The following is a 26,377-nucleotide window of genomic DNA, read 5'->3' on the forward strand; positions in this document are numbered from 1 at the left end:
TCAGTATTGCCAATCATGTCCAATCAAGATTATCCCTCTGTGAGCCAATCTTCATACCCTCGTTTGGCTAGAAGCCTGAGTGCTATTGAAAGCTGGGGCTTCGGTTTTACAGCTCATATTTCATGGGTAGCATTGGTTCCAGCAATTCATGCTGCTCTTGGTTCACAAGCTATTCTTGTTTGGATACCTGGCGTGATTGTTGGGATGCTGATCAACTATCAGGTCAAACGCTTGGGTATGCATTTTATTGATGTGGCTGGAGGAACGCCTAACTATGTCAGCCATCTCCTCAAACGCTACCCTGGACTAGCTCGCTATGCTGCAATTGGATACCTTCTTAACTGGGTTTCCTACTTATCAGTTAATACGATCGTACTCACAGATTTAATTAAGGTGCAATTGGAGGCCTTGGGGATTGCCTGTCCTGAAATATTCCTGCACATTGGCTTTACCCTGCTGCCGTTTGTAGTGGCATTTAGTGGCACTCGTGCGCTGAGTATTTTGCATTTGTTTTTTGCAATTCCAGCGTTTGGGCTGCTAATTACCTTCTGTATACAGGGTCTTGGCTGGTTAACTTTTTCTAGTGCTAGTCCTGGGCTTTTTCCCAGCAGTTGGTCATCCTTGAGCTTCGTGGATTGGGCAAAGTGGTTCTTTTACGTTACCTACGCCACCTACAGCTGTGAAACGGCTTCTTCTTTTGTCGCAGATAGCCGTCATCCCACCCAGACGCTGCGCTTTCTGGATATTGCTGCTTGGATGATGCCACCCATCTTTATAGGAGGGTCTTGGGTAATTATGCGGTTAGCAACAGCTCCAGACCTCAAGGACAATGCTTTCTTGAATCTTTTGGCGGCTTCTGCGCCCTTTTGGGGACAATGGGCTGCTATAAACGTCACCTTCTTGCTGGTGGCTGCCTGTCTGTTAGGTTCTGCAACGGTAGTTTCTAATTGCCCTAGAATTCTGTATCAGCTTGCCTTAGACAATCATATCTCACCAGTATTTTCTGCCGTGTCGCGCCGCGGCGTGTTTATACCTGCTCTGAGCTTAACTCTGGTGCTTTGCTTAATTTATCTAATTTGGGGAGATGTGGCGCGAATCGTGACCGTTGGAAATATCGGTTGGTTTGTCTCCTTTATGTTATTACATTTAGGGCTTTGGCTACAGCGCAATCGCCCAGAAGTTTTGTTCCCTCGGATATCTTTGGGCATTCTACTGTTAGAAGTTGTGGTTCTGCTAGTGGGCGGAGTTGCCTGGGGTTGGATCAACTTTCTGATTGGGCTATTATTTCCCATTGCGATCATGGGAATTGATGCGGTGATCCGTCGCATTGCCTTTTCTCCTTTTCATTTAAGTTGGTGGATGCGGCGATATCGCGCACGTCCTTTGGTAATCATCCAAGATTCGGTGATGCTCCAGGTAAGCATCCTAATTTTTCTAGTGTGCGGTGCAGTCGGAACGGGCTGGTTATTTTGTGCCAAAATTAACACACTAACAAATATTAGAGGTGAAAATCTATTTGTTGTGCTACTGATGACAGTGGCATTTGTGGGAGTAGCTATAGCTTGTTGGACGAGTTTACCCCAGGTAGTGGCGATCGCAGAGGCGCGAGAAGCTGCCGAACACCTGTTTACTGTTGCCCAGGATGGTATTTTGGTCTTGGATGAGCAGGGTATTATCAGGCAGGCAAACCCAGCAACCGAATTTATCTTTGATATCAAACCATTTGAGTTGCTAGAAAATCACCTCAGCAAATGGCTACCTGGATTACCCTACGAGCCACAACAATGGACAAAGCGAAGTGAACACACCCTATTCCACGAGGCTGGTATCCGAACTTTGGAAGTTTCTATTTCAGACCGACCGCATCAAGATTTTCAAGAATATGTCGTCATTCTCCACGACATTACTAAACGCAAACAAGCAGAGGAACAATTACGACACTCACAAGCACAATTGCAAAAAGAAGCAAAACTGCTAGCATCTCAACTGGTGCAGAGTGAAAAAATGTCTAGTTTGGGGCAGTTAGTGGCAGGTGTGGCGCACGAAATCAACAACCCAGTCAGTTTTATCTATGGCAATCTCACCCCTGCCAACGAATATACCCAAGATTTACTCAGACTGCTGCAATTATACCAGCAGTATTATCCCAACCCAGCACCCCAAATCCAAGAGCAAGCACAAGCTATAGATATTGATTTTTTAGTAGCAGACCTGCCAAAATTGCTAACTTCCATGAGAGTGGGTGCTGAAAGAATTACAGAAATTGTACTGTCCTTGCGAAACTTTTCCCGCTTGGATGAAGCGGAGATGAAGTTGGTAAATATTCACGAGGGCATTGATAGTACGCTGATGCTTTTGGAACATCGCCTCAAAGCTACAACTAATTATCCAGCGATCGCACTCATCAAAGAATACGGCGATCTACCACTTGTGGAATGCTACGCTGGACAACTCAATCAGGTGTTTATGAATATTCTGGCGAATGCGATCGATGCTTTGGAGGAGTCAATGGCCAATGGAACAACAACTAGCAATCCCCAGATTTGCATTCATACTGGCCTCGCTGCTGACCAGCAAGTAATAATTATTCGTATTGCCGATAATGGTTGTGGCATTCCGAAAAGTGTTCAAAAACAATTGTTTGATCCTTTTTTCACCACCAAAGCAGTAGGTAAAGGCACAGGGCTAGGCTTATCTATTAGTTATCAAATAATTACTGAAAAACATGGAGGAAAATTACAATGTATTTCCTCTCCAGGCAAGGGTACAGAATTTGCGATCTCAATTCCACTTAGGCACTCACAATAAAATAAACGACTTGATTCCTTCTGATACCTTGACGCTGCTGTTAACTCTTCTATATCTCGATTTTTTAGACTTAAGGGGCAAAATCTAGCTTTGCTAACAGCATCGCCTGCTATTTATACCCCTAATACTTGCGAATTATTTTCCTCTACCCTATTTTTGCCAAACTGAGCTGCTCTCTAGCAAGTTCCTCAACAAAGGAATCCAGAAATTCAATGTAATGATTCTGCATTATAATTGCGTGTGCATAATCTCCCCTTGCTGCAAGTTGGTACTTTTGTACAAGATTGTTAGAGGGTTTATTGAAAACAACTGTATTTGAATAGGGATTGAGAAATGGATTTAAGTCTCTTAGCTTCAGTTTTTCGTACAAATGCTCTGCTTTGGCTACACAATCAACTACTTCTAATCCAAAGCTAGAACGCCTTTTGAAGATTTCATACCATAAACAAAGCGAAGTATGTCCGTTGCGGCTACCTCCAATTGTCATATCCTGAGCGCCGATATACTCAATATCAGATGCGAGGGATTCAATCAAATGTTTTTTAGTAATAACAATGCCACAAGGAAAAGGACTACCAATGAATTTGTGTCCTGAAATTGAAAGCGAACTGATGGGTTTGTGGAAATCAATCCAGTGCGGACGCAAGTAAGGTAGAAGCATTCCACCTAAGGCACCATCCACATGAATAAAGAATTGCTTAACCTTTTTCATCTCCAGAACATTGAGAATCTGATCGATATCGTCTATTGCTCCTGTAAAAGTAGTACCCAGGTTAAGACAGATGATGGCAGGCGCATTAGGCACAAGCTTCTCGTAGAAATCACCATAATCCATTTCTTCTGAGGGAGTTTGCACACCAATTTTTTGATAAGGAATTCTGAAAAACTTAGCTGCTTTTCCTACAGAATAATGCGAGGCTGCCGATGCATACAAAATACCATCAGGATAGTTTTCCCTTCCGAGAAGTATTCCGTATAAGTTGCCTTCAGTTCCACTAGTGGTTACATATCCCCACCAATCTTGAACATGGTATAAATTCGCAAAGAATTGCAAAACTTCTTTTTCAAAGTCTCGTGAATCAATTCGATAGTTCGATTTGGTGAAGCAATCTCCCCCAAGATTATTAATTGAATACTTCAGAAAAGGTAGCAAAAAAGTATTATCGTGTTTAAGGTTGTAGGGATAGCCTAAATGAAACTGAGATGCTTCATTGAGAATCTGCTGATACTCAGAAAGAAAGTCGATATCCATTTTATTTACCCGAATATTGCTGGTTATAGCGGATTGTCTTAAGCGGTTTGGAGGTGGGGTGATACCCATTGATTGGAGCAGCAATGAACAGATTGTGTAGCCAATTCTCGTGATTTGCTAATTTTCAGAGGGTTTTTCCTTGCCAGTTGAAACAGAGCGGATTAACTCCCGAACTACATCTGTTGCTGGTCTCCCTGTCATTGAGCAGTATTGTTCAAGCTTCTCTGCCTCGCCTGATGTGAGATTGATAGTAATTCGTTTAACAGTCCATTTATTATTCACGTATTAGACAAGCTACATTCGGAAACTTCTTCTTTAATATCAATTATTTAAGCTGCTATTCCAATAGTAATTATAAGGATATTAAAGATAATAAATAATGAAGAAAGCGCTAGATTTCATTATTTTATAATAAAGAAATAAAACAAATTAAAAAATATAAAGTTTGGCTAGTTTTGCAAAAAGTAATTATAAATAAAATATAAAATTAATGAAAAGATATCAATTTAAACTAAGCATATTCATGAAGTAAATTTTACCCGTCTCTCAAAGAGCATAATTTTAAATTTTCACAATCATTTTTCCTTTTGCTGTAACTAACACATTTCTTCATATTTGAGTGGTAATACCTATAATTTCAATAACTTACTGATTAGTTCTTATAGTTGTATTACCATTCATTAGCTTCTTACCTCATTTTTAAACTAGTATTATTACTGAAACTAGAAGTTAACAGCGATAATCGCTATCCCTCAATTGATGTAGGGGTATGGCAACGATTTGTGAAAAATCATGCCATCTTGTGCGAAATGCTTGCTCTGAATGCTTTTCAGTTATAACAGGGTGCAGCGGTAGTAATACTTTTTAATCGATACTTTTTCTCACTAGTTAGAGTAGGAGAATGATTGTGCCATTGTCCATGCGGCAAAGTTGCATGAGGTAAAGAACGCTCAAGAAATGAACTTGCACAACAATCAAGTTTTCGCTCTGACCCAACCTAACAAGTAATATAGACTACTACCGAGGTCAAATTCATTAAAGTTCTCATATCATAAACTGAAGTATAAATTTGTCTCAGCTAAGGCTGGGTATTAAGTAAGAGATATTGCAACAGCCAGTATGAAAAGCCAAATTCTCAGCATATCTGTATTTTTAACAATCATTAGCCTGGCAACGACCGTCCAGGCTGCAAATTCTGACGATATTAGACATTTATTAGCAACTAAAGAATGTCAAAACTGTGACCTAACTGGTGCAGGCTTGGTTTTGGCTGACTTATCTGGAGCTAATTTGAGCGGAGCCAATCTTGCTGGTGCTAACCTCAGCCGTGCCAACTTGAGTGGTGCTGATTTAAGAGGTGCGAACTTGAGCGGTGCTGGTTTATTTGGCGTCAACCTGAGCAGCGCTAAACTCGGTGGGGCAAATGTGGCTGGTGCTGACTTGAGAAATACCTATTTAGTAAATGCAGAATTAAGTGGAGTCAACCTTAACAGCGCTAATATTCAAGGTGCGATTGGTATACCATTACAAATTGCCACACCAGAAGAATTTTATGCTTTGGGGGTAGCGCAAGCGGAAAAAGGCAACCAACAGCAAGCTATTGAATATTTTAATCAAGCGATCGCCACCAAAGCCGACTATGCAGGAGCTTACTTAGCGCGTGGTGTTGCCCGTTATCAAATCTTGGATCGACAAGGTGCATTCCAAGATGCTCAGATTGCAGAAAAACTTTTCACATCCCAAAACAATAGCCCTGGGCAGCTAACAACACAAGCCTTTATTAAAGAACTGCAAACACCCCCAGATAATAAAGTCAGTGTTGGTAAACCCAGTTTTTTTGACTTTTTAGGCAGTCTCGGCTCAGTCTTGCTCCAGTTCTTACCCTTTTAGATATGGAGAGAATAAGCTGTTGTGGTTTAATTTACACATTGAGGCGGCAGACTAGCACAAGAAAGGGTTTGTAGATTTTACCTAAAATGCTCATGATCAATTTGTAGAACAGCTTAATTAATAAATAATGAGTCTATCGAGCGAATTATGGGCAGCAAATCAAGACCTAGCCCAAGCTTGTCTAGAGCATCCTTTTATTCAAGGTATTGCTAAAGGTACTCTTGAGCAAGAGAAATTTGCCTACTACGTAGGACAAGATGCTTTTTTCTTAGAAGCTTTTGCCCGCGCCTACAGTATCGCTGCCGCTAAAGCACCAGACTGGCTAGGATTTACTACATTTCATACCCTAGCTGATGGAGTTTTGGCGGAACTACAGCTACATGAAAGCTATGCTGCTCAATGGGGAGTTAATTTACACTCTGTAACACCAGCAGAAGCCACTCGCCGTTATACTGACTTTTTATTAGCTACAGCCTGGGGTGGGGATGTGGGTTTGACTGCTGCGGCTATGTCCCCCTGTATGCGTCTTTACGCTTTTTTGGGAGAACAGTTAGCTCATGATGGCATTCCCGAGCATCTATATGCAAACTGGATTCGGACTTACAGCAGTGCAGATTTTCAGCCCTTGGCACAACAATTAGAAACTTTAATTGAAAGTTATGCCACTGCCACACCGTTAGTACACTCTACCTATCGTTATGCAATGTTCTGTGAGCATGAATTTTTCCAATCTGCATGGATGCCATCGCAGTCTTTTTGATAACTAGACCGATACCGTAAAATTTGTTCTAGCAACTACCCAACAAAGTAAAACTTACGCAGTGATAAACGCTCATCAAGGGACTGGACAATGGGTGTAGAGCTATGAGGGAGAATTACTCTTCACCCCCTTACACCCACTCTCAACAGATACTCTTCGTGTGTAGGTTCGATTTTATTGTTTTCTTCTGATTTCCCGAAGTCTATCCTGAATTCTAGCGCGCTCTGCTTCTGTATTTACTCCTACTCGTTCAGCACTCACACTCTGCTGCTTGTAATATTGCCGATAGTACTGATAAGAAACAGGTGCAGCATCCTTAGACTTATTAGCTATCACCCCTAACAAAGGAGTTCCAGAGATTTGGATCTGTTCCAATGCTTGCTGTAGTGCAGTGCGCTTGAGCTTACCCAAACCAGCTACTAGCACAAGACCATTAGTATTAGCAGCTAATAGATAGGCATCTGCAAATCCTAAAAGCGGAGGCGTGTCATAAATCACTAAATCAAAATTTGCTTGCAGTTCCTTCATCAGATTTTGCATTTTTTGAGACGCAAGCAACCTCATCGAGTCTGGCGGAATTGGCCCTGCTGTCATCACAAACATATTGTCTTCCAAGGGCGATGGCTCAATTACATTGTGCCAATCTAAATCTTGTGAAATAACATCAGTCAAGCCCTGAATGTTCATCAGCCCGACTCGATTATGTAAGCTAGGAGCACGTAAATTAGCATCTACCACTAATACTCGTTGACCCATCGCTGCTGCTGCTTGTGCTAGCTGCATAGCAATTGTAGACTTGCCATCGCCCTGCCCGGCTGAACTGATCACAAGAGAGCGAATCGGTGTATCCGAACTCAAGAGTAAAATATTGGTGTAAAGAGAGCGAAAAACCTCAAAGAAAGAGGCACCATCTGAATTATGCACGCCTCTAGCTAGACCTTCTTTAGCCTCCGCTTGCAGTTCCTTTGTTAAGGGAACTATTCCTAGTAATGGCAGTTTAGTAGCATCTTTGAGTTCTTGAGCAGAGTAGAATATATTACTAAGTTTATCCACTACTAAAGCTGCTCCTACACCCAAGAGCAAACCTAAAATACCGCCCAACGCTAAGTTTCTCTTAGTACTGTTTGAAACAGCAGCAGGTTGCTCTACTTTAGTGAGCCTCGGATCAAGTAAAAGCCAAGGTTGCTGCTTTTGGGCTTTCTCAATTTGTAAAGTTTGCTGTTTGGTTGTAAATTGAACCAAGGCATCGTTGGCAATTTTTAATTCCCGTATAATATTGTCATAATTACGGCTAGTTGTTGCCAATTCTCTAATTTCATTGTTAAGATTAAAAATTTTGTTTTCCAACGATTGGTCACGCGCTCTAAGTTCTTGAATACGACTTTGATAGTCTTTTTGAACCCGCGCCTCTTCCTGTGCAAGTAATGGCAGTAAATAGTCTTTTTTCTGTTTTAGAGTCTCCATTACTGGGTTATCATCTGTTAACAGAGCCGACTGTTGTTTAATGGCAATATCTGCTGCCTGAATCTGATCAAGTATCTTTTGGTAGCGAGGATTATCACTAAGCAAAGAATTACCAGCTCTCTCACCAGGTTCCTGCGCTAACTCCCTTTGTAAGTCTTCATATTTAGCCATCATTTGTTCTAGCTGCACGCGATTCTCTATTCGCTGTTGCCTGAAAGAAGCAACTTGACTAGACACTTCTTGAGCTTTCTGTGCTGGCTCGATCAGGGTATTCTCAACTTGCAGCGATCGCAATCTCTCTTGCCATAATTTCAGCCTATTCTCTACTGGCTGTTTTTGTACATTAACGAAATTAATAGCTTGATCAACATCTGATTGACGTTCTTCTAGACTATATTTTAAGTAAGCTTTAGCAAGTAAATTTGAAAAAACGCTAACTAGCTTTTGGTCTAGATAGGTAAATTGCACATTTACGATATCTGGCTGTTTGGTTGCAATAGTTAAGTTTTCAACCAAGTAACCATATAAGACTGGAGTGAGTTCTGCTGAACTTACACTTGCAGCATTTAGCCCTGGAGATTGCTCGTCAAGAAAATTCTGAATTAGGTCAGGGTATTGGCTCTGCAACTCATCAATAATAGGATAAATAACTCGAGGGCTTTTTAAAACTGTTATGGTTGTCCGAATGTCTCTTATTAACTCAGGAGACGCTACATTTAAATTTTGAGGAAGATTAGCTACAGCTTGACTTTCACCAGTAACAGGTTTGGTTAAAATATCAAAACTGCCTTGGTAGACTGGGGGTTCTGTTTCCGCTTTCAATACTGCTGCCGTTGCTACTAAGGCAGTTGTACCAACAATTAATAATAATCTCCGTCGTAAAACAACTCCAACTTGACCCAGATTTAATCCACCTTCATCAATATCATTCAACTGGCTCAAGTTTGCTTGTGACAATGGGTGAATATATTTTTCTGAATTCAGCATAGGATTTGTCAATTAAACTACTTGTATTCCTGGAATGGGTGAATTCTTGAAGTCAATGTTGGTATAGGCAGTTAAATTTCTTAAAAGTTGCCTTCTCTATTTCTGTACTTGGTACAACAATCACTTCATTGGATACCTATTAGATAGTCCAAATTATCTCAAGGGGGGTTATATTAGCAAAAGACTTACCTATACAGTCCTTTGACCTTGGCTGGCTATAGTAGGGAAAATGCAGACTAATTACGATAAATGCATTATAACTACAGTAACATTACGCAGGATAAGTTGGGTAATTTCGTTTAGATATTAAATTTTAACATAAATTGTATTAATTTTAGCTGTACTTACTTAAGTAAATTCACGCTAAACCAATCAATTTCGCAATTATTAAGCGCTAAGATGCAAATGCATTACATCTTTCAAGTTAATTGTACCTATAGCAAATTCGTAGTTAATTAATAATTAGCTAACTATTCAAATAACAATATAAATTTGCTCTTGATCTGAGAATTCATTTAACTGGGGCGCTAGGATTCGAACCTAGGGATGGCGGGACCAAAACCCGCTGCCTTACCACTTGGCTACGCCCCAATGTTCACACTTTGATTAATATAGCAGCTACTCCTAGTGTTATGTCAAGTACTTTGAAAGTTGATTTTGGAAAAACCTAGATTTTTTCCTTTTGACTACAGCCAGATAACGATCATCCGAGTAATCTAACTTTTGTGGGTAGGTATCTGAGCGTTGCCATCGTTGTGCAGGTATGCTTGATGAGTAAGCGATCGCTTACTCATTTGCCTCTGATGCCATTGCAACCCAATCAAGATAGCTACAGTCATTGTTTGGCCAGGCTCCTCCATCTGAGTAATAATCAATCCATAGATAAACAGAGTCAGCATCAAAAATTTGGAAAAATCGTCCCAGCAAAGACGATTCCAAACGATATAGCCCAGATACACATAAGTTGCTAAACCGATAAACCCTAAATCTCCCCAAATACCAGCCCAGCTGAAAAGAGGCATAAACAGGGAAGATTCCAAAATCAGCCAGTTGGAATTCACAAAAGTCCAGGCTTGTTCTGTGACGGGATGAGTTGTAGCGCCTAACGGAATCACCATCGATGCATAATCCCGAAATACCCATCCTCCTAATCTACTAACAGTATGGCCAGGGCCAAGGCCCAGCAGCCAATTGAAAGGAGATTTAAAATAACTAGCGATCATCTCAATTCCTGCTATTTTAGCCTGGAAACCCTCGCCATCAGGAGGGATGTAAATTGAGGTTCTATTAGCCCAATGTTTAAATGCACTTAAAGCTTCTATATTTGAATTTAGTACTAACCAAAAAAAGCCACCTATAACAACAACTATGGCTACTAAATATAATAGTAGCTTTCTAAAGTTATTGAATTTCGTAAATACTAAAATTATCCATGCTAAAAAGAACACTATCAATATTTGTTTTGAGTCAGAAACTACTAATTGATAGAATGCTGCAAATATACAAAATATACGCAACCAAAGAGGAGAAAATTTAGCATTTATAAAATAGTATATGGCAACGCTTAATGAAACAGAAACAGATACATAATTACCTGCTCCTGATAAATAAAATACACCTTGTACATTATCCGCTAAGGAATATCGAGAATATTTTAAGATACCTGTGATTAAAAGAAAGTGCTGAGCAATTGCTAAAATTATATTTATAATAGAAGATATTAAAAGAAAAGATCTCAATTTTTTCCAACTTGCTATTGATAGCGGCAGACATAATATTGCTAGCAATATCATGAAAGGCTCAGTGAGTAGTATAAAGTTTAATAAGACATTAATTACTCCCGCTTGATTCAATAGCGCACTAGCGAGCATGACACCCAAGAAAAAAAGTAATCCAGCTATAATTTCCCATGTAAATCCTATTTGTAGCCGATTTTTTGTTCTAGTACTAACTAGCACAATCCCTAATGTGCAAGGAACAATTATAAAATGTATAAAGTTGATTAACGATGGAGCACCTACTGCACTAAAAATCCGAGGATAAAAAGCACTAGCAAAGGCTAATAATATAAGAAATATATTTTTAATATAACCTTGTCTATTTCCTTGAAAATTTGCTGATTCATGGATAATGCTTTGCATATATTTCCTATAAGATTAATGTTTTCATAAAAAATTATTTAAAATTTTAACATTTTAGCATATAAATCAAGATATTGTTGCGAAACTTTTAATTTAGAAAAGCGTTGATCTGAAACATTATTATCATAATCAGGCTTAGATAAACAATTAATAATAGCTTGAGCAAGATTTTGGCTGTTATCTCCCTGCAATTCAAAATAAGTACAGTTATGGTTGCCAATTTCTCTAAATATAGGAATATCAGAACAAACTACTTTACACGCAAGATATAATGCTTCAGCTAAAGGTAAACAAAAACCTTCTGTTGAAGAAGGCACAACTAAAAGGTCACAGTTATTGTATAACCAACACAGTTCATCATCATCTATTGATGTCATTAGTAGAACCCTGTTTGCCAAAGAAAGCGCTTGAATTTGGTTAAGAATATTGTCTGTCTCTGGGCCAGAGCTACCCACAATAATTAGTTGAGTTAGATCTGCGATTTGATGATTTTTTAAAAGTAAATAATATGCTTGTATTAAAATATCTAAATTTTTATTCTTGCGATGCTGGGCAACAGAGAGTAAAAAAGGTAATTTCACATTGCTAGCGTTGGGAACTTTGGGAGTGACTTGACTAAAGTCTACGTAGTTATATACTACAGCGGTTTTTTTTCGCTGTTCTATGTGGGGAAAATAATTTTTTAAGCGTTCTAGTGTATATTTAGAAACACAAGATAGCCCATCACTATTGTTAACACATTGTCTCAAAAATAATTGATTAAAAATGACATTAGGATAACCAAAATTTTTTGGGTATTCATAAGGATATAGATCGTGAATAGTAGCTACCACAGGACATGGTAAAAGTTGACGAAAAAATGGTAACGGAAATGCCAAATGTACCAGATCTGCATGAAGTTGTTTGGCAAGTTTTGGTAGACCGGATAAAAACCAGATATTCCTCGTAACTGACCGATTTTCAATATCTACATTTACCCACGCAATTTTATCTGATTTTAGAGAAAAAGAAGATTCAAAGTAATCTTTTTGCCATGAGCCTATAACCAAAGTCACTTTGCTAATTTTGTCTGTATCAGCAAGACATCTAGCAAGATTTGCAGCGTGTCTGCAAACTCCAGTAGGTTTTGTAGGCCTATGTAAAGCGGCAATTAAAATGTGCATATTAGAAGATGGTTAAATAAACTAAAATTAGAAATTTTTCTGTAAAAAATTTCTGATTCAGTTAAGTACTTTAGCTCTTTGAGAACATCCAATTTCTTCATAGACCTGGGCTAAGTGTTTACCCATAACCTGCCAGCTATAATTCTCATTAACTAACTTCTGTCCTGCTTGCCCCATGCGGATACGAAGTTCTGGATCTTTAGCTAAAGTAATCATTACTTTTGACAAATCAACAACTGCTTGATCTGGATTAATTGCCGGAACTTTGAAGCCAGTTTCTTTCGTTACCTGCTGTGCTGGCCCTCCCAAATCTAAACAGATCACTGGGCGTCCTGTTGCCATTGCTTCGATACATACCCATCCACCAGAGTCATGTAAACTGGGGTGAACCAACACATGAGAATGCCCTAAATTTTCTAAAGTTTTTTCTCTAGATAATGTGCCCCAAAATTTTACTTGTTGAGCAATTCCCAAGTTTTGTGCCAAGGTTTGCAGTTGCTCTCTTTCTGGCCCATCCCCGATAATCCAATACTCTGCTTCTGGTAGGTTTGCTTGTGCAAAGGCGCGTAACCCTAAGTGAAAACCTTTCCAATGCAAAAGTCTACCCATACTAATAAACCTTACAGGGTAGTTATCAGGCATTTTGTATTGGCTAAGAGCGGCTATTTCTTCGTGGAGCAAACCTGATTCGGACAGAATATTCACATATTTCACGCCCATTTTGTATAGTCTTTGAGCCGTATCCTCTGTTGTGGCTCTTACTATGGCGCTCTTTCTCGCAGTCATATGCACAAAGGGATCAAGTTCCCCTAAAGAGCGAGTGAGAATGCGTGCCGTTTCGTAAGCTTTAGCACGAAAGTTAAAATCCTGCCAAAACTTTTTTGGTGCAGTTTCCCCACCCCCAACAGGCCCCCAGATAAAGGGAACTGGCAATAATGACAGAAAGCTGGGATTAGAATACTTAACAAATGTAACGTGATGTACGACATCAAAGCCAATTTCACGATGTAGACGACGAGCTACAAAGTATGCTTGTATCTGCCACAGATAGTAGTGGATTTGCATTGCGCCATTCGACCCCAAGCGCCACAGACTACCCAAGATGGGTAGGGTGAAATAGACGAAGTGCAAGTTAGGGTTTGGGTTAGAGGCTAGCTCTGCTTCAATGGCTTCTTTACTTTCATCAGGTCGAGTTAAAACCCAAACTTCATGATATTTGGCAGCTTCCCGAACCACATTCCAGCCGACACCACGTTCAGATCCTTTCCCTGGTTCACACGAGTAGGCAGAAATTAGTACTTTCATAAGCAATAAAGAATAAACATATAGTTTGAAAAACAAGTTAATTTACATAGTTCTATCAATTTTTTTACACTGCGCTTAATCATCCAAATTGATTTTTTAAAATTTAGCTATATAACAATTTTTCATAAATTTCAGCTAACTTTTCTGCTGTTTTTTCCCAAGTAAATAACTTAGTTCTTACTAGTCCTTTATCTACTAATTCTTGATAATAAACATGGTCGTTATGCAACCTTAGTACTGCTTCTGATATAGCTTTGCTATCTTTGGAGTTAACTAGAATTGCTGCATTTCCAGCAACTTCGGGCATGGCCGAGGTGTTAGACGTAATTACTGGAGTTCCACAAGCCATTGCTTCTAAAATTGTGATGCCAAATCCTTCGTGTAGTGAAGGTGCTACTAACACATCAGCAGCATTATATATTTGAACTAAAGTATTTTTATCTGGTTTGCCAAAGTAAGTGATATAATTTTCCAAGTTAAATTTTTGGATAAATTCCTTTTGTTCATTTGTGAAGTCTGCACCAACCTTCCAAAACTTTACCGATATTTCTTTTTGCTTCAGTATATTGAGAACTTCGAGTATTGTGACAATATTTTTACGAGGATGGTTTGACCCTACATTAAGTAAGCAAATCGTTTTTGGAGATAATCCGTTATTGTGCCGAAAAGACTCAATTTCTGCTTGAGATAATGGTTGAAATATAGACTCAACGGCATTAGGAGTTACAGAAATTTTGCTTGGTTCTATATTTAATAATTGAGTTGTATCTTTAGCTGTCACAGAAGAAACAGCAAAGATATGATTAGCGGACTTCATGCCTTTTACACCATATAGCCAAACAGTCTTACTAACAAATGGCAGTTGCACCGAACCTTGTAGATTGTCAGAATAGTAAAAGTTGATGAGGTCATGACAAGTGACAACAACAGGTTTCGCAGGCTTTTGTAACCAGTAAACTATATGGGCTTCGGCAGGTTCAATTATATGAAAAATATCAGCTGTTTGCTGTTTTACTAAGCGTGGAAAGCGCCAGAAACGCTCGTAATATTTTCTGACTCTTAGAGATAAAGAGGAACTTGCTCTATCAAAATGTCGGGGTGCTAGATCTACAATTTCCCAATCGGGTCGGACAGTTTTTAGACCGGAAATAATGCCGTTGGCATAGACATCCATGCTAAATTCTTGCATTGTACGGGCAATAACTACACGCATTACTAATTTCCTTGTGCATCACACTCCGAATTTCAATATACAGTTAACTTTTGCTCGTGACATACTTATTGCTACTTGGCTGAATTAGGGTTTGCCAAAGGTTGATTAAACGTTCTGCAATTCTTTCGTGGGTATAGTGCTGATAAACTCTAGTTAGGCCATGTTGTGCTAACTCTTGCCGCCAAGTTGGATTACAAATCATTCGCTCTAGAATTGTTGCTAATTTTTCTGCTTCTCCTTCTGGAAATACCAAATCAGAACGCCCAATGACGTTAGCAATTTCGCCACTGCTAGAGCCTACTACCGGAATACCCATTGCCATCGCTTCAATGAGGACGTGACCAAATTGTTCCTTCCATGTGGCAGCAGTTAGGGAAGGTAGAACCAAAACATCAAGCTTACTAATTTCTTCAGGTGCTTGTTCATGGCGTACTGACCCGCGCCAGATAACTAAATCTGCTATCTGCTGCTGCTGCGCTTCTCGTTTGAGAGCTTCTTCATAGGAACCAGAACCACAGATAATAATTCGGAAGTTGAGTCCTTTTTCTTTGAGTAAATGCGCGGCTCCAAAGATTGTATTAACACCTTTTTCAGGAACTAATCTACCAAGAAATCCGATGTGAAACGCTTCATTTTTATTTTCAGGCGATCGCGGACTAAATAATTGGGTATCCACTCCCATCTGGGGCATAATTTCCATTAATCCCCTATAACCCCATTGGCGTAGTAAATTAGCTCCGTCCTGGTTACCAGGAAGCATCAGCTGAGCTGTATTCATCACAAATTGACGTATCCAGCGACGTACAACAGGCAAGGTGCGATCCATGTTTTCCCAACCAAATACGACCATTGGCTTGCCTGTGATTCTACTCCAAATTGCTAACTCAAAGGTACAAAGTGAGAATACTTCTTCTTCAACTTGCACTACATCAGGCTGAAAATCGTTCAATACTTGCCAAAGTTGCCAAGGTGCATAGATATGAGCGCCACCCCGGCCGGAAAAAAGTACAGGGGCTGTATAAACTTTGATATTAGGGTAAGGTTTTTCTACCTCAAAAACACGGTTCCACTCCAGGGCCTTCCAGTTGCTAGGAGTTAGCAAGCCGACTTCTACTTTACCAGTTTGGGCGATCGCATTGAGCTTTCCTTGGTTTACACCAACTACATAAGCGTGACTAACAAAAAGTACACGCAGCTTAGAGTTCGTCATTGTGGGCAATCTTAACTGTATTGGAACATAATTTTGTAATACCAAAATCATCAATTAGAATACTATGAGCGATATTTTGTAATACCAAAATTCATCAATTAGAATGCTATGAGCGATATGCTCGAGCCAAGAGATTTTTTGTTGGTATTTTGGGACGACCTGCTCCTTCTGCAATAAAAATGAGTTGGTGTAATAAACACAAGTAGGTTTCTTTGAAACGTCCTAAGAGTGTTGATGCAGACCACTGTGGTTTGATCTCAACTTTATTAGCTTCAAATCCAGCTATTAATAGGAGATGGAGAAGAGTGTGTTCTGTAACTCCGAATTCGTGAGAAAGGTCATTATATCTGCACAGACAACTAAATACACTACCCATATTAGGTGTTTGAATCACGAGGCAGCCATTGGGTTGTAATTTTTCTCGAATTTGCTTGAGAAATTGAGTTGCTGATTGCTTTGGCAAATGTTCCAAAATATCTAATGCGAAAATTACATCATACTTTTCTGCTCCTCTGAATTTATTTAGTTGTTCTGCATTAAATCTTTGCACAAATGTTAATCCTAATTCATGGCAAATACCTACATTTTGCTCTGAAAGATCGAAGCCTGCAAGATTTTTATATCCCTTCTCTTTCAAAAATGTTAGTAAGGTTCCTTCACCACAAGCTATATCTAAAATTTTGAGCGATCTATCTCTCGGTAACCAGTTATCTAAAGTACGTTGGAATGATTTAAAAATTTTTTCTTTTACTGTATGGTCTTTAACTGTTGGTCTACCAGAGATTTCGTTATATCGTTCATACAGCTCTCCGGTTGTATTGCTTGTAGACGCATCTTTTAAAGACATAATATTTACTCCTCCATCATAAATTCTGTTTAGAATTCCAATTTATTAGGAAATTCCACTAGCGATCGCATTCAGCTTTCCTTGATTCACACCGACTACATAAGCGTGACTGCCAATAGTACACTTAGCGATAAATTGACTTCAATTTTTGCTTGTCCAGTACTTGCGAAGCTATCAACAGATCCCATCCTGCCCTACCCGCTCATTCATGCTGAAACAAGTGGCATGAGAAGCACCTTTTTTAAGGTAATGGCAAATGAAACTATGCACTTAGATGACTTAGAGTAAACCTTCTGTCGATAAACCATTTTACTAAACGTTTCAGACGGCTCTGTCCATAGATCAGATCAAACCACTTCTGAAAAAGAGTATCTGGTAGATACTCACCCCAGCGAAATAGCCACTGTTGAGCTACAGACCAGTTACTAAAATTTGGATGAGTAACAAGCCGCTGATGTATTTTCCGACGCTCTAATTTAGATAAATGTTTAAAGCGAGCTAGTAAATAGCGATCGTGACAGACTGCAACACTAAAATCCAAATCTGTCAGACTGTCTGCAATTGCTGCACCATAATTTTTTGTGAGAAACAGTTTTTGTTCTTGATGCACACGCTCTAAAGTCACTTGCTCCTTCTCTAAGGAATCTGCTGTCAAAGTTACTTGACTGGTAGTATTTGAGCCATGTAAGCGAAACTTACTCAGGACTTCTGGTGCAGACCCAATTACTGTGATAAACGGAGCAAAACGAAATATTAGACTATCTGCATTACGAACAAATGCTTCATTTAGAGGAAATATAAAGTTAGCTACTTCTCGCCGGATACTAAGAGCTGATGCTGGGGGAATATTGTAAACGAATCCACCATTTTCCAAAGCAGACTGACCCATCCACCCTGAAGCTAAACGCCTAAACATTGGAGTTGATTTTATGAAATTACCCTGACCATCAATTTGAATCACATTATGAATAGCAAAGCCACATTGAGAATTAAGCCTAAATACCTCTAGAACTTTCTGTAATTTATTATTTATCCAAATGTCATCCGCATCTAATAGGCAAATAATTTCACCCTTACTTTGCCTATAGGCTGCGTTTAATGCTGTAGCAACACCTCCATTTTCTTTGCGTATCAATCTGATTCTAGAATCTTTTTGAATATAGCTTTCGATAACTTCACAAGAGTTGTCTTTGGAGCCATCATCACAAACTATGATTTCAAAATGGGGGTAAGTTTGTTGAAGTGCGCTGTCTAGAGCTTCGCCAATATATTTTGCATAGTTGTAGTTTGGAACTAAAACTGATATCAATGGACTGTCGGGCAGTTGAGACAGCTCCATTGGTTGTAAATTTTGAGCTTGCAGTTTTTGCATTTCTTAACCCTTAAAGAGCTATAATTTAATATTTATTAAAAATATTTATTAAGGTTTTACATTTGCTCCTTTAGCTTCAAATACTCTTTCCAAAATTTATAAGATGTTAAATCTTTAAAAGCATTCCTCCACTCTGAACTAACAGAAGACCATCTAATCCCGCCTTTAATAACAACTTGTACCCATCTAATTAAGATTTTGATACAAGTTGACCGACTCATCTCATTTTTTTGTATAGAGTTATTTCCTTCTCTCAAAATCACAACTCTCTTTTTTGCAAATGCTTTAGGCCACCAGTCCTCATGGTCAGAACTCATCCATAGAAAAGCATCTTCATTGCTGAGTAAAAAGTTGGGAATTAAATGACCATTTAAAGTAAATAAAGCAATAAGTTTTTTTGAGAAAGTCAACTTAGTCTTTTGAACACTTGATTTTGTATAAATTTTGTTATTGGGTGATTCTATAGGTTGTATACTCTGACTTTTATAGCTTTTGCTAAGTTCTACAATACCTGCATGTAGCTTCTCTGGATCACCAGTTTTTACTGTACTTGAACCTTTCAGATAATCTTCAAATCCTCTGACTAGCATTTCTGCTGAATTATAGTCAAATATAAATAGCTGATATAATAAGCCTCTTGTCAGGAAATTTACTGCATCTAAATATCCTATTGAGCTACGAATAGAATGAGTTATCAAATTATTACGAGTTGCATAATAAGCAACCCAAACAGGATTTTTTGCATAAAAAGGTTCGTGCCAAACCGCTATGCCAGGAAAAGCTACTATTGGGTTGCCAAGTCGTTCTTTAATCCTTAACCCGAACTCCATATCATCTACCTTGATGAAATAAGGCATAGGCAGTCCGGCTTTTTCAACGATTTCTTTAGAAAAAGCGAAAAACCAAAATGCTCCGTAGTCTGGGCTTTCTTCAGAGATAAATATGTTATTAGTAGTATTTTCAAGATTAAGTTTGTGCTTCAGAGGGACACGTCCAAACGGGCTATATACAGGTTTGCCATTAGCACCAAAGTGTATACCGTACAGCGCTCCCGCCTCATGTATAATATATTTTTCATACAAATCTAGCATAGCGCCAGATACTGCAAAATCTTGATTAGCATACTCATATAATGGAAAAAGTCTATAGATAGATTCGCTGTCTAGTTCTACATCATCATCCATCAACAAAAAGTGTGTATATACCTCTTCTTCGATAGCTTGTATTAATCCCCGCGTGAAGCCTCCAGAACCACCTACATTTCTATTAGGGATCAATTGCACTCTTTGTTGAGCAAATTCATCTTCTTTTAAAGTGCTACCATTATCTACAACAAAAACTTTGAACTTTTTGTCTTGTAGCAAATTATCTTTTAATATGGTATTAACTGTATTTTTTACATAAGTTTCTTTCTTAAAAGTGCAAATAACAATACCCAAAGATACTTCCCTAATCTTGGGTTGGTCGGTTATCATTACGCCTTCTGTGAATAAGCCATTTTCACTCAAGCAAGTAATTTCAAGATAAACTCTACCAGCATATTCACTTCGCCAAGAATCTGGTAGGGAGAATTTCACAGGTTGGCATAATTGACATTGATCAAAGTTCTCTGCGTAAATAAGTTCTCTCTCGTCTTTATCATGATGCTCTCTGTAAAGAGAAACTTGAAAGTTACCCTCAAGCTTTAATAAGTAATATAAAGAGGTAATCTCGGTATATTTGGCGTAGAATGTTTCAAAAAACGAATTAAAATAGGTGTTTAAAGATAAAACACCATTTTTAATTAAAACAACCTCTGGGTGTTCTGAACTAAAATTTAGAGATGTACCCTCATGACATTTCATGTACAAGCTAGCGGTTTCAGATGTAGACGGAAATTGAATTCTGTTTACTACGTTCATCTGGCTAATATTGAGTGTTGACATATTTAATGCTTTTCTAGACGCAGCATTCGATGGAATAAATTTCTAATTTACCTACAATAGAACGCTAATAGCTTGCTATGTGTGAGGTTGTTTATCATTCCTAGATTGTTAAATTCACTATTTCTTTCTCAAACAGACCAAGCGCGCGAACGACTGCTTGATCCATGTCGTAGTATTTGTAATCTGCTAGGCGTCCGGCAAATAGCACTGTACCGTTGAGTTTTTCTACTTCCTTAAGGTATAGATTCAGGCGATCGCGGTTATCTTCATTGAGAATGGGATAATAAGGGTCATTTTTTCCTGGTATATACGCTTGAGGATATTCCATTACCAAGGTAGTCTTGGGAGAGGTTTGTCCTGACAAATATTTCTGCTCAGTTATACGGGTGATATCGTAGTCGTTGGGGTAGTTAACTGTACCAACTTCTTGATACAACTCTTGATCTAAAGTTTCAAATTGAAACCGTAAGCTACGATAAGGCAATTCGCCATACATATAATCGAAAAAGGTATCAATTGGCCCAGTGCAAAGTATTCGGTTAAACTTTACATCATTGATAATCTCGCGGTAATCTGTATTTAGGAGTACTTTAATGTTCGGGTGAGCCAGCATTTTGCGAAACATCTCGGTGTAGCCCAACTTAGGCATACCCTGGTAAGGGTCTTGAAAATAACGATTATCTCGACTGATATAAACTGGAACACGTCCTGTAACAGCCCGATCAAGTTCCTCTGGTTTCACTCCCCACTGCTTCATGGTGTAGCGAAGGAAGATATTTTCATAAATATAATCAGCTAAAAAGCTTAGGTCGCCACTGGCACTTTCACGTAGCTTTAGAATGGGTACTTTAACTCCAAAACCGAAGTTTTCTAAAAGTAAATTTTCAAGCTTCTCTGCATATTTTGGAGGGAAAAGGGCATAAAGGGAATTCAAATTAAAAGGAATAGGAACTTTTTTACCCTCTACCACGCCTAGCACATGGTGATAGTAATGTCTCCACTCTGTAAATTGTGAGAGATAATCCCAAACTTTTTTGGATTTGGTGTGAAAGATGTGAGGGCCGTATTTATGAACTAAAATGCCATGCTCGTTGTAGTAATCGTAGGCATTACCGCCGATATGGTCTCGCTGTTCTACAATTAAGACTCTCTGCCCAAGCTCATTAGCAATTCTCTCAGCTATTACGCAGGCTGAATATCCAGCACCGATGATTAACCAATCTATTTTCATACAATTTCTCCTTGGTTCACGCTAAGAGGTTTTGAGATTTCAAACTCAACAGAAGATTCTGTAGTTTTGTCAACTTCTAACTCAATGAAAGTGTTTTCTGCTAAATTTTCTAGTAGAGATTGCAGTTTCATGCGATGGATGTACGGCCAACCACCCTCTTCCTCAATATTCTTCAATAGGGGATAAAAAGCTTGGCGATCGCTTGGCAAAGATTCCAGAAATAGACTGTCTCTTATTTCTTGATGCAAGCCCTCTAGCAATCGCAGCAATGCAACTAGTGTTAAACTATCACCCTGATAATTTTTGGCTGCTGATTGAACCATCACCGCGATCGTTTCTAACTCTGTATTATTCTCTTTTTGTTTCAGCCCTGTATTGACGTACATGCTGGATACCGTAGAACGAAGTTGGGATAGTATAGTATTGATATCTAGGGAAAAACGGTCATTAAAGCTTAAGAAATTTTCTCCTAATTTGGCGAATTTTGTTAACTAGTTTGACTACAAAAGGATTCCCCATAGTAGGGTTAGCTCTGGCAACTGAAGCAGGAAACCAAGCATCTACATGGGGATGCCTGCTAGTGACTAGCAGTCGCAACCAATCAAATAAACTGTAATTTGGTGCTAGCTCATAGAAATAATTTTCAGTTATATCCCCAGATATCAGAAAAGAGCCAAATACTTTTGCTTCTTGATATGAAGGATGTAAGACAAACTCTCGTGATAAAATTTCAGTCGCCTCAACTAAAAGATTAGTCGTACATTCTTGCGCGCTCAGATTGGTAGTAAGTTGCTCTGCAAATTCAACAGTTGCACTCTGCAAAACATATAACCCCCAATTAATTGCTTCTTGGTTTTTTGGCTGACGAAGAACGGGAATATACTTGTTATCACGTGAATCGTAATACTTAGTGCTACCATGATCTGCTGCAAGGAAAAGCTCAAACAAGAGTCTATACTTACAGAGAAAATAGCGATCACCAATTGGTTCGTCTGTATCATAAAAATGAGCAAATAACCTATCATTTTTAAATGGCTTAACACGAGACTCAAACGCAAAGTAAAACCCATAGACACCGGATGCAGGATAAATACCAGCGATACTCAGTAATTTACTAAACGAGCGTTGGGTTTTCCCAGTCCAGCCAATATCCACCAAGGCGAAAGGAACTCCATCACCTATCCCTTCCTGACGGAAGTAACCAATTGCCTTCTCACGATAGGTAGCAGCAGTTGAGATGATAAGTTCAGTAACTTCCTTATCAGTAAAAATCTCCTGCATCAAGTCACGTTCGTGTTGTTGAAGATTAATATCCCATTTTTCTGCTTTAAAATTATAACGGTTTAAGATATCTTGAATTTGCTCTGGCGCTATGTGAACCCGCTCACATATCGAACGAATTGATACAAACTGAGTGATAGTTTTAGTGCAAGACAAAATCCAATCAAGCTCAACTTCACCAACTTCTTGAATAGCAGGCAGATGCCATGCTTGACGAGAACCATATAAGTAGCGGCAATCGATTGCAAATTTCCAATTTCGACAGATCACTTGGGCAATTTTATGCAAAATCTGCCCATCTCTGGCAACAAAGTATAGTCTTTGAATTCCTTTTTTTTGCGCTTCTACTAAGCACCAGTAAACAAAACCAAACAGCATTGGAGCAACGGCACTCGCTGTTGTCTCCCAAATAACTTTGTTATTAAAATCGGTTCCTTGAGACTGTAAACGAGTAAGTCTGCTAGCGCCAGCAAGTAGAGATCTAAATTTTAAAGGAAATTGAGTTGCGTCTGCGATTTTTTGCTCGTAGCGATTGAGGTGAGCTTGAGTGAATAATTCAGTCTGGATACCGAGTTTTTTCGGTACTTTCACATCTGGGTGTCGGTTATCTCCAACATGTTTAAACTGTGATGGTTTAACTCCTTCTTCTACCAAGCAATATTGAAATAACTGGCCACTTCCTTTATTAACTCTTGCCTCGCAGGAAACGTACAATGTACTACCCGGAGTCCAAACTTTGTTTTCTTTCAAGAAATTACGAATAACTTCTTCAGGTAGGTACATATCTGAAATGTAAATTATTCGTTCATTTGCTTGATGAAGTGATTGGATTCGCTTTTGAGTTGTAGGTACTGGGCGTAAACTTAATAGTTCAATTTCTAATTCTTTTTGTTTTGCCTTTTCAGCTTCATCTGCTGACCAGCTTAAAGACCGAGCAAGCTGTTCATATATTTCGTCTAGTGTAATTTCATAAAAAGTTCCTATCTCTCTTGCTTTTCTTTCAGCTGCGATTCTCAGGGTAGACCAAGATTCGGGTGAAATTTGAATTAAATTATCTTTTTGTAATTGATAACCTACTTCCCAGAAAAGATCAGTTGGTTTAGCCCAAATCCGAACCAGAGATGTATCAAATACGTCAAAAGAGTAGACTGTCTTTTTCATCAGGGTTTAACCTCGGATTAACGACTCCTCAACCGCGCCACTTAAAGAAGGCTCAAAATTCTGATAAGTTTGCAGATGCTGCTTAATACAGGTAGCCTTTGAAAAATGATTTTCAACATCCCTTCTTGCCTGCTGACCCATCGCTTCCAAATCTGTAGATAGTAATGCTTGGCGTAGGGCTTGGTTTAGTGCCTCCTGGTTAGTAGGCTCAACTAAAATGCCATTATGTCCAGTCTTGATCATCTCTGGTACACCCCCGGTCGCAAAACCAACTACGGGAGTATATGCAGCCATTGCTTCTAAAACAGTAAGTGGTAGGTTATCGGCGAGGGTACAAAAGAGCATAATGTCTGCTGCGGAGTAAGCTTGAGCTAAGAACTTAGGCTCTGAGATATAACCCATTTCCTTGAATTCAAGTCCATCTAATGCCTGCTTTAACTCATCATTACAAAGTCCTACAACTAAAACAAATGGTGATATATCACGTACACTTTGAAGGGCCGTGATGGCATACTTTACCCCCTTACGAGGATCGTGAAGTACGTGGGCTGAAATGGCAATTGCTTTGCGATTTTCTGGTATACCTAAATTAATTTTTGCTTCTACCTTTTTGGCAGCAGGAAAAGGTCTTAAATCAAGCCCATTAGGAATAACAATAGGTGAAATTTTAAACTTAAGAGCTTGTTGGGCCTGTTTCAACATCCAATGACTCGGAAATATATAGCGAATATTGAATTGTCCAGCAACCCATCGTTTGATTGCTTGAATTTCTTTGGTGCGATCGCGTAATTCATTTTTCCATCCACCATGAGGCAATTGCGGGCATTGATGACAATAGCTAGTAAATTTCTCACACCCCATTGGGTACAAACAGCCACCAGTGAATGGAGAACAATCATGTATCGTGAAAAAAGTGGGTTTGCGTTGAGAAGCCAGGGCAAGAGTAACTGGAGATATAGAAGTATATAAATCGTGAAAATGGATTATATCGTAATTATTAATAATTCTGCTCAGGTTAAACCAGTATTCAACAGGTAATAGTTCTCGGAAACCAAATTCATTACTTACTCTATGAATTTTTTTAGAAAGCTTGAGTGTCAAACCTTTCCCATAAAGACTTTGCTGGAATGAAAGAGTCTTTTTGAAGTTGAAAGCAATGAAATGATCAGTTGGGTGCCCTGCTTCATTTAACCAGGTAGCGAGATCCTCAGCAACTCTGCTTGCCCCACCTCCATTTCTATCAGACTTGCTAATAATCGCTATTTTCATATATCAATCATATTTACTAAGGATTTTGGAGTAGATATCCAAAGTTTGAATAGCAATTTTATCCCAACTGAAATTTTCTTCTACAAATAATCTGGCTGCTGCACCCCTGATTTTTAGTTCCTTTGGATCATCGATCAATCTCATGACTGCCTCTACCATCCCATCTACATCTCCAACTGGCAGTAAGTCAGCAAAGTCACTTCTGGTGTAATCTAGTAGCCCTCCTATAAAATTAGAGACAACAGGTAAGCCACAAGACATGGCTTCTAAAAGTGCATTATTAGCAGTGCTATCGAGAACAGGCAGTAGTAATAGGTTAGCTTGCTGATAAAGTGCACGTAATCTTTCATCTGAAACTTCAGCATGCCACACAACTTGCTCATGACGAGCAATCTTGTATAATGCTGGATTGTTTCGACTATACCTTGGCAAAATAATATCAAATCCAACCTTGTTATTTTGAGCAACTATCTTGTCAATAACCTCGATAAGTGTATAAATATCACGTAACCAAGTTCCAGAAAAAACACAGCGTGGATAGCTGGGAACTTTATCAAAATTTTCTATTTCAGGTTTAGGATGAAAAAATTTTATATCTACACCATGGGGAACAAAGAAAACACGTCCATCAAGGTACGGTTCAAAATATGAAACCTCCCTAGTTGCAGGAACAATTAAAGCATCTAAACCAGCAACATAGTTTGTATTGCAATGCATTAAACGCCACCAACTGGCTGGTTGATGAACTGTACCAATCATTTTTAGAGATAGCGTTTTCTTCCAGTTTAATAAAAACCCTAAACTATTTTCTACATAATTAATGTGAAGTAAATCTGGCCTCTGGCTAATAGTCTTCCATAGTACCTCTAACTCAGCTAAAGTACTGTAATGATCGTAGAATTGGCTAAATTTTACTCCCCTGCCTAAACTTGTAAGAATTCTTCGACTTCCTTTAGGAAGTTTTTTCCCCATTTCTCTCCAAACACTTGAAGACTTAACTGTGGACATGTGAGAAATAGTCTCACAAAGTTGATCATAACCACTATGACTTCCCATCCAACCAAAGCGTTCGCGCAACCATAAAATTTTAGGTTTCAT

General features: G+C 38.9%; 19 protein-coding genes and 1 tRNA gene. 3 read left to right on the plus strand and 17 right to left on the minus strand.

What is annotated here, in order from left to right; translation table 11 throughout:
• Nucleotides 1-15: 15 nt before the first annotated feature.
• The gene (locus AC5JL8_RS09410) at nucleotides 16-2,808 is read left to right on the plus strand and encodes an ATP-binding protein (RefSeq protein ID WP_495879508.1); all 2,793 of its coding nucleotides are present in this window, start codon (nucleotides 16-18) and stop codon (nucleotides 2,806-2,808) included.
• A gap of 145 nt (nucleotides 2,809-2,953) precedes the next feature.
• Here AC5JL8_RS09410 and AC5JL8_RS09415 read toward each other — a convergent pair whose 3' ends face one another.
• Together AC5JL8_RS09415 and AC5JL8_RS09420 are read right to left on the minus strand one after the other, a co-directional pair.
• Nucleotides 2,954-4,060: a histidine decarboxylase gene (locus tag AC5JL8_RS09415; RefSeq protein WP_495879509.1), complete on the minus strand. Its 1,107-nt coding sequence runs from the start codon at nucleotides 4,058-4,060 to the stop codon at nucleotides 2,954-2,956.
• Nucleotides 4,061-4,177: 117 nt separating this feature from the next.
• Nucleotides 4,178-4,342 (minus strand): ribbon-helix-helix domain-containing protein, encoded by a 165-nt coding sequence (locus AC5JL8_RS09420; RefSeq protein WP_495879510.1) that lies wholly within the window; start codon nucleotides 4,340-4,342, stop codon nucleotides 4,178-4,180.
• Nucleotides 4,343-5,179: 837 nt separating this feature from the next.
• Between AC5JL8_RS09420 and AC5JL8_RS09425 the strand changes: the two genes are divergently transcribed.
• On the plus strand, nucleotides 5,180-5,950 hold the full coding sequence (locus tag AC5JL8_RS09425; RefSeq protein WP_495879511.1) for a pentapeptide repeat-containing protein: 771 nt from the start codon (nucleotides 5,180-5,182) through the stop codon (nucleotides 5,948-5,950).
• A 127-nt stretch (nucleotides 5,951-6,077) separates the two neighbouring features.
• Entirely contained in the window at nucleotides 6,078-6,710 is a 633-nt protein-coding gene (locus AC5JL8_RS09430) for a TenA family protein (RefSeq protein ID WP_495879512.1), read from the plus strand.
• A 174-nt stretch (nucleotides 6,711-6,884) separates the two neighbouring features.
• Here the strand turns inward: AC5JL8_RS09430 and AC5JL8_RS09435 are convergent, their stop codons facing one another.
• The 15 genes from AC5JL8_RS09435 to AC5JL8_RS09505 all read right to left on the minus strand — a co-directional run bounded on the left by AC5JL8_RS09435 (nucleotide 6,885) and on the right by AC5JL8_RS09505 (nucleotide 26,377).
• Nucleotides 6,885-9,161, minus strand: a complete 2,277-nt coding sequence (locus AC5JL8_RS09435) for a GumC family protein (RefSeq protein WP_495879513.1) — start codon at nucleotides 9,159-9,161, stop codon at nucleotides 6,885-6,887.
• Between the two features lie 519 nt (nucleotides 9,162-9,680).
• Nucleotides 9,681-9,752 (minus strand) — tRNA-Gln (locus tag AC5JL8_RS09440).
• A 125-nt stretch (nucleotides 9,753-9,877) separates the two neighbouring features.
• Nucleotides 9,878-11,302: a hypothetical protein gene (locus AC5JL8_RS09445; RefSeq protein ID WP_495879514.1), complete on the minus strand. Its 1,425-nt coding sequence runs from the start codon at nucleotides 11,300-11,302 to the stop codon at nucleotides 9,878-9,880.
• 38 nt (nucleotides 11,303-11,340) lie between these two features.
• On the minus strand, nucleotides 11,341-12,465 hold the full coding sequence (locus AC5JL8_RS09450; RefSeq protein WP_495879515.1) for a glycosyltransferase family 4 protein: 1,125 nt from the start codon (nucleotides 12,463-12,465) through the stop codon (nucleotides 11,341-11,343).
• A gap of 57 nt (nucleotides 12,466-12,522) precedes the next feature.
• Entirely contained in the window at nucleotides 12,523-13,770 is a 1,248-nt protein-coding gene (locus tag AC5JL8_RS09455; protein ID WP_495879516.1) for a glycosyltransferase family 4 protein, read from the minus strand.
• Nucleotides 13,771-13,873: 103 nt separating this feature from the next.
• Complete coding sequence (locus AC5JL8_RS09460; protein ID WP_495879517.1) at nucleotides 13,874-14,983, minus strand: glycosyltransferase family 4 protein; 1,110 nt, start codon at nucleotides 14,981-14,983, stop codon at nucleotides 13,874-13,876.
• A gap of 43 nt (nucleotides 14,984-15,026) precedes the next feature.
• Nucleotides 15,027-16,193 carry a glycosyltransferase gene (locus AC5JL8_RS09465; RefSeq protein WP_495879518.1) on the minus strand — a complete coding sequence of 389 codons (1,167 nt, stop codon included), beginning with the start codon at nucleotides 16,191-16,193 and terminating at the stop codon, nucleotides 15,027-15,029.
• Nucleotides 16,194-16,299: 106 nt separating this feature from the next.
• A complete protein-coding gene (locus tag AC5JL8_RS09470; RefSeq protein ID WP_495879519.1) occupies nucleotides 16,300-17,040 on the minus strand; it encodes a class I SAM-dependent methyltransferase in 741 nt (246 codons plus the stop codon).
• Between the two features lie 262 nt (nucleotides 17,041-17,302).
• The gene (locus tag AC5JL8_RS09475) at nucleotides 17,303-18,412 is read right to left on the minus strand and encodes a glycosyltransferase family 2 protein (protein WP_495879520.1); all 1,110 of its coding nucleotides are present in this window, start codon (nucleotides 18,410-18,412) and stop codon (nucleotides 17,303-17,305) included.
• 56 nt (nucleotides 18,413-18,468) lie between these two features.
• Nucleotides 18,469-20,337, minus strand: a complete 1,869-nt coding sequence (locus AC5JL8_RS09480) for a glycosyltransferase (RefSeq protein ID WP_495879521.1) — start codon at nucleotides 20,335-20,337, stop codon at nucleotides 18,469-18,471.
• Nucleotides 20,338-20,437: 100 nt separating this feature from the next.
• Nucleotides 20,438-21,568 carry a UDP-galactopyranose mutase gene (glf, locus tag AC5JL8_RS09485; protein ID WP_495879522.1) on the minus strand — a complete coding sequence of 377 codons (1,131 nt, stop codon included), beginning with the start codon at nucleotides 21,566-21,568 and terminating at the stop codon, nucleotides 20,438-20,440.
• Nucleotides 21,565-21,954: a hypothetical protein gene (locus AC5JL8_RS09490; protein ID WP_495879523.1), complete on the minus strand. Its 390-nt coding sequence runs from the start codon at nucleotides 21,952-21,954 to the stop codon at nucleotides 21,565-21,567. Before AC5JL8_RS09490 ends, glf begins: the two co-directional genes overlap by 4 nt.
• 61 nt (nucleotides 21,955-22,015) lie before the next feature.
• Nucleotides 22,016-24,010, minus strand: a complete 1,995-nt coding sequence (locus AC5JL8_RS09495; RefSeq protein ID WP_495879524.1) for an HAD family hydrolase — start codon at nucleotides 24,008-24,010, stop codon at nucleotides 22,016-22,018.
• A 6-nt stretch (nucleotides 24,011-24,016) separates the two neighbouring features.
• Entirely contained in the window at nucleotides 24,017-25,279 is a 1,263-nt protein-coding gene (locus AC5JL8_RS09500; protein ID WP_495879525.1) for a glycosyltransferase, read from the minus strand.
• Between the two features lie 3 nt (nucleotides 25,280-25,282).
• Nucleotides 25,283-26,377, minus strand: a complete 1,095-nt coding sequence (locus AC5JL8_RS09505) for a glycosyltransferase family 4 protein (protein ID WP_495879526.1) — start codon at nucleotides 26,375-26,377, stop codon at nucleotides 25,283-25,285.

The organism is Mojavia sp. (genome assembly GCF_059505145.1).